This is a genomic window from Caballeronia sp. RCC_10, from assembly GCF_041360715.1.
In the GTDB taxonomy this organism is placed as follows: Bacteria; Pseudomonadota; Gammaproteobacteria; order Burkholderiales; family Burkholderiaceae; genus Caballeronia; species Caballeronia grimmiae.
Genome location: NZ_JBFUPT010000031.1, coordinates 26,763 through 35,368 on the forward strand (window position 1 = coordinate 26,763; position 8,606 = coordinate 35,368).

The window sequence follows — 8,606 nt, forward strand, 5'->3', positions numbered from 1 at the left end:
GAGCGGGTATGCGAAGCCGTTATAGAGTCCTGCAAGGAACTGTGCGACGAGTCCAGCCTGTGGCGAGTCCCCCTCGGCCACAGTCACCAAATACCAAAGCGCGTCCAAGCCCGCGTCCCTATCTTGGGCGCGTATCTCCGCAGCGCGTTGCGCCGCTCCAGTCGTCCCATATGCATTCGCCATGAACTTCTCGACCGTCTGTACAAGGGCTTCCCGCAGATAATCGGGAACCTGGAAAGTGATTGGTCTGTAGCCGGGCTCTGACTCGTGTGCCACGATGTTCTCGATATACAGTTGGCATAAACCTTAGCTCGCGGTCGTAAGCCGGGCGTCGCCAGGGAAAAGGTAAGTCATTTTTTGCCCTCGCAATGCTTGGTCCCACGCAGCGCAGACGTTCGCAGGCGCGCAAAAACAACGGCATCGATGCGCCCCTCGCCGCAATGAAAGGCGGTGTCCTTGAGGCACTGTCCTCGTCAAGCCGTCCTGGTGATTCGACGCTTGACGCGTTGTAGCGTCTCGGTATACGCGGCGCAAGCATCCGTTAGTCAGCGCTGACGTGCTCAGCGTCGCTGTTACCCGTACTGAGCTTGTCCGCGCCGATAACGATAACCGTCATAGCTGACGAGAGGCTCAGCATCGCTCGCACGATAGGGTGATCACCCTCAAAATCGCAGCGGCCATGACCGGTTATCGCCGAGACTGCGCTGGACAGCTGACAATGCGTGAGCATTGCGCGTTGATACCGCTCTGACACCCGACCGCATCGCCGCGATGACACAACTCGCAATTCGCCCGCGCTCCTTCGACGCCTCGCCCGACTCCGCGCCCTGAATGTAGCGACCAGATTCCCATGCATGCTTGTCTCCCTCTTCACCTTGTGCTGGCCTTCCGCGACGGCAGGCACAAGCCATCGCTATTGCCGTGCCAGGCCAGGCAAGCAACGCAACCGATCGGCCGACGGGAGACACGACGGCGCGACCAGGTCCAAATGGCATGCGTTTTGGTTAAGTTTGGCGGGGAGTCACGAGCCCGGTAAAGTTGTTGGTGCCAAACTAGTGAATCGATTGGGCCCAGCCCCCGGCCATCCCGTTGTAGCGACTACTGAGACGCCCAGACCATGAGCCTCGGCGCGCCTTCCTCATGGCGCGCTCGATGGATCTGGTCATGGTTCACCGCTGGCTGAACGGCGACGAAACCCCTGTCGCGATGCCGCGCGTGTATCACGCGAGCACGCAGTATCGCCATCATCAGGTCATCACTCGATCGCATTGGGCCAAGGCGCAACTCACCGCCTACCGGACAAATAGCAACCACCATTCCGGGAAACGGCATCTCCGGCTGGCATCCTGACGTCGACTTCTACCGGGTCTCCGGCTTCGCTTCGCCTGCGGCTGCAACTGCCTGTCCGTCAGTCAGCAGAGGGCGCAGTGCCGGCCCGAGCGACTTCAGCAACTGCACGGCGAGCGCGCTCGTGAAGTCGTAATGCGCGGCATAGGGCTCGCGGACGTAGGCCGTGAGCGTGCCGAAGAAGCGCTCGCCGATCACGAAGACGAACGTGGCCGTCCTGTTCACCTTGCGCGATTCGATGAGACGCCGGCCGCGGGCATAGACGTTGAAGCGCTGGTCGCCGGTGCCCGTCTTGCCGGCCACGTCGAGCGCGCGGCCATCGGACAACGCCAGTCCGTCGGCAAGACGCTTCGCGGTGCCGCCCTCGACGACGTCGCGCAGCAGCCGCTGAACCACGGTCGCGATCTCGGGCGCGAGCAAAGGTTTCGCCGGCGCGCTCTTCTGGGCGAAGCGCGTCTCGTACGGCGTGCCCTTCGCGAATTCGAGCGTCAAGATGCGCTGCGTGCCAAGCCCTTTGCCGCCGCACTCCACGATGCCGATCAGCTGGGCGAGCGCCTCCGGCCGGTCGCCCGACGCTCCTATCGCCGCCGCATAAGAAGGCGTCACCGACGCGAACGGATAGCCGAGCGCGCGCCACGACTTCGTGATCTCGGCATACGCCTGCAACTCGACCATGCGCTTGATGCGCCTGTCCTGCGTCGCGTGATAGCGCGTCTTGAAGAGCCACGAATAAGCGGTGACGCGCGCATCGCGGCTCGCGTCTTGCACATCGTTCACCGTCGCGAGCGTGTGCGAACGCAGATAGTTCACCGTCCACAGTTCGAGCGGATGCACGCTTGCGATATACCCACGATCGTTGAGATTGAACTTGTCGACGGCGTATTTGACGTAGAGCTTCGCCAGATCCTCGTCCGTGATCGACGCGGAGGGCGTGCCGCGCAGCGCTTCGCGCATGCGGGCATCGAACCATGCCTGCGGCTCATCGGGCGCGACGCTTCTCAACACCGTCGCGAGTTTCGGCGGCGACTTGCGCACGTCGCGCAACAAGAGCGCGAGCGCCTCTTCCGGCGTCCTGAGCCGGTATCTCCCGTAGAAGCGGCTCATGTAGACGCGGCTCTCGGCGTCGGCGAAACGCGTCAGGTACGCATGACGCACCGCCGGATCGTCGAGCCAGTCCGACGACGGCCCCGCCACCTGCACCATCTCGTAATGGACGATATCGCGCATCAGGCGCACGAACACGAGATTCACCGAATGCCCGAACGCGCTCTCCACGGTGAGCACGCGGGAGTTGTCCGTCGCCTCGAAATTGGAGAAGGCCTGCGCGCCGCCACCAGTGTAGAAGGTCTCGCCGGCGCTCGCGGAGTACTTGCGCGCGACGGCGGCATCGAGCATCGCGGGGAGCGAGCGGTCCGGCGTCTTCGCGAGATAGTCGAGCGCCCAGCGCGTCAGGACATCCTGGCGGTCGGGCGTCACACCGCGCAACTGCGCTGCGCTCATCGCGCCATAGCGCGCGTGCAGCGCCGAGACGATCTGCAGGTAAGTGATGACCGTGCGCATCTTGGCCGTCGAGCCCAGGTTAAGGCGCCCGCTGCGGCTGATGTCGAAGGGTTCGTTGATGCTGTCCGTCTGCACGCGCACGAGGTTCGTGCCGCCTTTGCGCTCCATCAGCGTGAAGCTGTACGAGATCTTCGAAGGATCGTCGTGGGGCCGCAGCATGTGATAGCCGAATAACCCGGCATCGGCCGCGCCATCGCGGGTGGCCGCGCTCGCGAGCCGCTCGCTCACGGCCCGCTGAACCGGGGCGTCGAGCGTGGCGGTGACGCTGAGGTCGAGACGGTCGAGATCGTAGAGACTAGGGACGCCCAGTATCCCGAGCAGGTTCGAGCGCAGTGCGGTCACGCCCTTCCGCGTGACGAACGACACGTCCGCCCGCCGATGCGGCGCCGGATTCAGTTCGAGCGGCACGGCAAGCGCCATATCGCGCAGCGCCGGCGCGATGATACCGTTCGCGCCGAGCAAGCGCAGATAGCTGTCGGTGCGGCGCTTGAGTTCCGGGCTGCCCCGGCGCAGAAAGCGCGACGGCGCGCGCTGCGCAATCATCAGCGATAGCGCCTGCTTGAACGCGAGCGCCTGCGCATCGAGCATCTCGGCCGAAACGGGTGCGTTCAGGATGCGGTTGTATTCGTCGAAATCGCGTCCGTACCACGCGGCCATCCCATCGGGAAGACCGTTTATCTCGCCGATGCCGGGCCGCGCCGCAAGCGGTACCGAGTTCAGATAGCGCACGACGAGCTGGCGGCGCACGGGCATCGTCTGCGGGCCCTCGAGGTACGCACGCACCGACGCGGATGCGATCTGGCGAAGCTTCTCCGGCGCCGACGCAGTGCGTCCGCCTGAGGAATGACGGAACTTCTCGATCTGGGTCGCCAGCGTGCTGCCGCCCGGTTGCGGCGCATGCTTGTCGATGACGCGCAGGCCCTGGTCAAAAAGTGCGCGGCCGAAGCGTCCCCAGTCGATTGCCGGATTGCGGTTGGGCACGCTATCGTCCAGCAGATTGCGATCCTCGATGAAGAGCAGCGCATGGACGATGACCGGCGGAACGGACTCGAAGCTGTCGTAAACGAGACCCGGGCTCGAAGCGCTGAAAAGTGGGTTGCCGCGCGAATCGAGCAGCGTGAGCCCGGCGCGGTCCTTCTCTTCATAGGGAACGAAAAGGCCCTGATCGGCCATCGACAGCATGGCTGCCGAGCCGCGCGCCTGCGCGGTGACGGCAAACCCACGCGCAAGGAGCCGCTCCTCAAACGACGGCAGCAGCGCATAGCCGAGCCGCGCATCATAGGGTCCGGCGGACGCCTGCGGAATGCTGGCGCTGGGTCCGTCGCCGACGGAAAAGCCGATCTCGCTCCCCAACTCCGACAGGTAATGCGCCTGCCGCTGCGAGGTCTGCATTTCGATCTGCGTCATGCGCACGGCGACGGCGCAGATGAACACAGACGCGATGGCGAAAAGCCATGCAATCCAGCGCCTCGCAGGCGTGACGCGTGACGCGCGCAAGAGTTCTTCTTCCAACGGCTCGCTCATGACGCGGTCTCCCGGTGCGCCCGCCGGCTTTGTGCTACACCAACGAGTGTAGTGCAGGAAATGCAGACCACTTAGACAGCATCAAAATGGAGATGGCCCGCCAACTCGCCGAAGGGGACAGGGAGGAGTTGCGAGCTACGGCGCTGCACCGAAAAGCCGGCAGAGCTCACATACGCCGAGCTAGAAACGTCGTGCGCCTAGTTCGCTTCGTTTCCACGCCATGACCATCTCGCGCCAGAATGCCTCACCTTGCCGAGGGCGTCGCAATGTCCTGGGTCCCGCAGTCTCTTCGGTTGGGTCGACCATCGCACGAATCCGGCGCATACTTAGTCGGTCGCCCTCGCAGGGTTGTTCGCAACCATCGAAGCTGGCGACTCCTTACAGAACCGCCTAGCTTCGGCGGGGTTGTTGTTGTCTGCGCTCATTGGTGTCCAGAAGGTTACTCGGTGCATGCACGTGTCACTTGCTCACCGATAATGGCTCCCAAGCGTCGCCGAAGATATTATTCCCATGACCTGCTGTGGATAGACGGCGAGATTGCTCACATCCGTTTCGCGATCGAGTGGGAGCTTGCCGTAGACGACTCAGTACCGGCCCTTGCCATTTCTTATTGGCGGCAACGATTATTGGACCTTCTGCGCGGACGATGTCTTCTTGCGCACCAGCGCGACGCCATCTTCGCACTAATTAGGCGTATAGAACCGTATGACGATATCTAGCGCGACGTGAGTCTGTGCGCACGTCGCTGCGCCCGCATGGTCAGCGGGCGCGGACGTTGAATGAGGACCAATGGACCCAATGGCTACGGCATTCCCACATTTTTGCGCGCAGAATCTGCGCGTCATCGACGCAGACATTGCGCATATCCGATCCGCAATTGGACGCGAGTTCAGTTCGCCGTACTCTCAGCCAGTTTTACGACCTTTCTACTGGCGTGAGCGCTTGCTAGAACTGGTCAGCGCATTCGATCTTCTTCTCTTCTTCCGCAACAGTGCGGCGCGATCGAGGAGCTACTGCGCCGACTCGATCGTTTCGAACATTCGGAGCGGTAACGGCCAGGTTAGGAAGCTGCGACCGGCGGTCACTGCCTGTGAAATCCTCGCGACTCGTTCCCTGTAGGGTACTGGCAGTCGAGACGCGGAAGCGAAGGGTCCAAGCGGCGCCTTGGCGTCTTAGTGCGGACTCCCACGAGACCGCCAAGCGATATTCGCGCGCCCGCATGCGTGGAAGTTCCGTCGTCCGTTCGCGATCGCGGGAGGCAGAAGCTCGGCTCGGCGGCCGCCTTTGCGATCCGTATTCGCTTGACTCAACGTCCGCGCGAACCTACAAGATCTCGATGCACAGTAGCCATGGCAGGGTTCTGCCACCGCGCGTTAGATGATCAGGCGCGCCTTAGTCCGGGCATCGAGTGTCGATGATCACGGACTCCTCCTCACATTACGGTCAGAAGACGGTGATTCCCTGCAGACATTGGCTTATAGCGACAAGTTTCGGTAGGAGATGATGTGAATCATGGCTGGACGCAAGCTCGGCCTCTTTGGCGTTCGCCTCCTCTCCTTTCGAGTCATGTCGTGCTGTTGTCGAACCTTCAAAACGGTAGCTATCCGTACCCGTTTACAAGTGTTCGACAAGGAATTGGCAGCTTCGTCTTCATTCTGACATCGACTATTGACCGTTAGCTGCGCCCCCTACGATGGACTTGCAGATTACATTACGTATGCGATTGTCGCTCCATACGGCATGAATATGCCGTGCGGGCGATAATCACTGAGCTTGGAAATCGACAAGCCGACGCCAATATTCATCTTGTCGCCCTTCCGGACTTCCCTCCTGCTGCCAAAGGACGTAGGCCCGCTCCCGAAGATGCTGATCGAGCGCGCGGTGCCAGTACTCTTCCGCGAGCCCTTCAGGGCACCCGTCTTTCTCCCAGAGCAGGTATGCGCGCTCCCGAACAGCTTGGTCTAACCCTGACTTGGTTTCCGAATTCGTCTCAAGGTTATCGCCGTAGGGAGCCATCTGCCCGCCCCGACCTGCATGCATCCTGGCCGTCAGCGTGCCAAGCTCAGCGTCGGGGACAAGCCGGCCATGCGCTGCTGCTTCTAGCGCCTTCGCGCGGTATTCGGAGTCGTCCGCGACGTTGCTCGACTCATTCAGCGTAATCGGATACGTGTGCAGCACGGCACCGTTACGGTCCATTACGTCAACCAATCGATCGTTCATGACTGCCTTCCTAGTGTTTGAATATTGTCCGTTTGATGTAGGGTCCGGACTGGTTAGCCGCGTCATTTTCGACGCCAACGCTATCGACGGGCCCTGGCGATTCTGCGTTTAGTCAGCAAGCGCGCGGGGTCGAAGAAAAAAACACTCACTAAGCTGGGCCGAGCAAGACGTCGATTGCGGCTTGCCCGGCGATTTCGCCCACCAGATAGGCCCACCGTTCAGTGAACGGGCCGTTGCGCAGCGGTATGCGGCTTCCTCGCGCGCCGAGCACTTCGAGGTTAGTACCGCCTTTGATCTGAAAGGTCACCTCAAACATGTCTTCAGCAGTTGAGGTCAGTTGGACATCAATCTCGAAACCGCGATACGCGATCACTCTGTGCATAAAGACAACCTTAGTCGGATTTCGCGACTGTTAGCGGCGCCCTGACGGGGCCTTGACGGGGCGTGCATGCGCTCCCGCGGGATAGATCGGTGGCGATTCAAGCCTTCATCAAATCGAATATCGATTCTGTGGACCGCGGACGTATCGCCTCTTCGCGATTTCAAGTAGCTTTTCGCGAACTTCGTCAAACGCGAGCAAAAAGGACCGTTCGTCGAATCCGAGTGCGGGTTGCAGGCCTTCGAGAGTCCCGCGGTCAACCTGGAACGTAATTTCCCGGGAACCGTCATATCCCCAGAAGAACACGCAACGCCTGGCGGCGTCGTAACTGCGGCTAGGATTCGGAAAAAAGAGCGCCATAATCAGATTTTTAATTTGTTAGCAGGATATCGCCACTTGGCCAGGGTCGAATCGATGAGTGCATAACTGACGCGCCTCTGGTCTGCCCGGTTAATGTCCTCGGTTTGGAGAATAAGAAACCGCGCCCGACGAGCCTGATTGTAGGCAGTCTCGTTTGCCGCGAGAGGAATTGCGTTCTTAACATCTACTCGCATAACTACCTCTGAAGACCGGTCCACGAAGTGCAGACGGTCTGATCACTGTACACCCTCGCCGCCGTGTGAAATCGTTTTATTACGTTACATCGTGAGCGCACCATTCAACGTTTTGGGTGCCAGGAACAGGCAGTGCCGGCCCCGACAAAAACCAGCTCAGTTTTGGATTTTGGATGATCAGATCTGCCGGCAGCGCAGGTTGAGCCCGTCGACAGCCTACTCCAATCCGGAAGATATGCACCAGCAGCTTACGACCACGAAGCCTGGCAATGCAGCAATTACGGCACCGAATCCGTATTCGGAGGCCGTGTTCATTGCATGCCAGCAATGCTCCGCTTGCGGCAGTCCGCGTGCCTTCTGCGAATGCCGCGGCTACTCGTTGATAAGCCGTGAGCACGACAAATGCGATGCCGATGATCAATGCGGCTTCCACGGCCCAGATTGCGGTCACGGTCTGGATCGAAGTTGTTACCGGCGCGTGTACGCCCGGCAGTACATCAGACGCTACCGTGTAGGAAGGGCCGTTGCTGTACGTGGAAACGAGGCAGGACCAGGTAAGTGGTCCCCGACTATCGAGGAGTTCTGGGCCGCAATGGACGCTAAACCTACACACAGGGCCAATTTCAAGGCGCTCCGCCAGCGGATCATTGAGCCGGCTGTGGCAGAGCTACGAGAGAAAAATGGGCTGTTGATCGACTGGCAATCCGTTAAAGACGGGCGCAGAGTCGGGACGCTGCGGCTTGAGTTCGTTCGGAACCCGCAAGGAGCGCTGTTCTGAACCGGGTATTTGTTCGAATTGGTTGACAGGTCCGGTGTACCCGAAAGCCGCCCCCGTAGAACGCATTAAAGAAGTCAACGTTGCGACTATAAAGTTGTCAACGCGGGACTTCGTTCGCCCCGATAGCGGCGCGAGCCATACTCGGTATGGGTTGCCGGACGCGAATTAAAGTTGTCTACATGAACGTCCCCCTTTGCGCCGGACTTTCGAGTCTTCGAAAAACAGGATGGGCTGCAGCTCTACA

At 60.7% G+C, this 8,606-nt stretch carries 6 protein-coding genes and 1 pseudogene; 2 read left to right on the forward strand and 5 right to left on the reverse strand.

Annotated features, from left to right (window positions below; genetic code table 11):
* Positions 1-1,152 precede the first annotated feature (1,152 nt).
* Positions 1,153-1,350 (forward strand): hypothetical protein, encoded by a 198-nt coding sequence (locus tag AB6804_RS27890; RefSeq protein ID WP_244798002.1) that lies wholly within the window; start codon positions 1,153-1,155, stop codon positions 1,348-1,350.
* A 9-nt stretch (positions 1,351-1,359) separates the two neighbouring features.
* Here the strand turns inward: AB6804_RS27890 and AB6804_RS27895 are convergent, their stop codons facing one another.
* The 5 genes and pseudogenes from AB6804_RS27895 to AB6804_RS27915 all read right to left on the reverse strand — a co-directional run.
* Positions 1,360-4,431 carry a transglycosylase domain-containing protein gene (locus AB6804_RS27895; RefSeq protein ID WP_244798001.1) on the reverse strand — a complete coding sequence of 1,024 codons (3,072 nt, stop codon included), beginning with the start codon at positions 4,429-4,431 and terminating at the stop codon, positions 1,360-1,362.
* A 1,764-nt stretch (positions 4,432-6,195) separates the two neighbouring features.
* Positions 6,196-6,651 carry a DUF2934 domain-containing protein gene (locus AB6804_RS27900; RefSeq protein ID WP_244798000.1) on the reverse strand — a complete coding sequence of 152 codons (456 nt, stop codon included), beginning with the start codon at positions 6,649-6,651 and terminating at the stop codon, positions 6,196-6,198.
* A gap of 148 nt (positions 6,652-6,799) precedes the next feature.
* Positions 6,800-7,033 carry a hypothetical protein gene (locus AB6804_RS27905; RefSeq protein WP_244797999.1) on the reverse strand — a complete coding sequence of 78 codons (234 nt, stop codon included), beginning with the start codon at positions 7,031-7,033 and terminating at the stop codon, positions 6,800-6,802.
* A 108-nt stretch (positions 7,034-7,141) separates the two neighbouring features.
* Positions 7,142-7,390 carry a DUF1488 domain-containing protein gene (locus AB6804_RS27910; protein ID WP_244797998.1) on the reverse strand — a complete coding sequence of 83 codons (249 nt, stop codon included), beginning with the start codon at positions 7,388-7,390 and terminating at the stop codon, positions 7,142-7,144.
* Between the two features lie 440 nt (positions 7,391-7,830).
* Positions 7,831-8,104, reverse strand: a pseudogene (locus tag AB6804_RS27915) (GntP family permease); the annotation flags it as partial.
* On the opposite strand from AB6804_RS27915, the gene AB6804_RS27920 reads away from it, so the two are divergent.
* On the forward strand, positions 8,063-8,362 hold the full coding sequence (locus AB6804_RS27920) for a replication initiation protein (RefSeq protein WP_370889198.1): 300 nt from the start codon (positions 8,063-8,065) through the stop codon (positions 8,360-8,362). The pseudogene AB6804_RS27915 and the gene AB6804_RS27920 overlap by 42 nt on opposite strands.
* Positions 8,363-8,606: the final 244 nt, after the last annotated feature.

Excerpts from the sequence above, each read along its gene's own strand:
- AB6804_RS27890 (WP_244798002.1), top strand. The coding sequence starts at position 1,153 with ATGGATCTGGTCATGGTTCACCGCTGGCTGAACGGCGACGAAACCCCT.
- AB6804_RS27895 (WP_244798001.1), bottom strand. The coding sequence starts at position 4,431 with ATGAGCGAGCCGTTGGAAGAAGAACTCTTGCGCGCGTCACGCGTCACG.
- AB6804_RS27900 (WP_244798000.1), bottom strand. The coding sequence starts at position 6,651 with ATGAACGATCGATTGGTTGACGTAATGGACCGTAACGGTGCCGTGCTG.
- AB6804_RS27905 (WP_244797999.1), bottom strand. The coding sequence starts at position 7,033 with ATGCACAGAGTGATCGCGTATCGCGGTTTCGAGATTGATGTCCAACTG.
- AB6804_RS27910 (WP_244797998.1), bottom strand. The coding sequence starts at position 7,390 with ATGGCGCTCTTTTTTCCGAATCCTAGCCGCAGTTACGACGCCGCCAGG.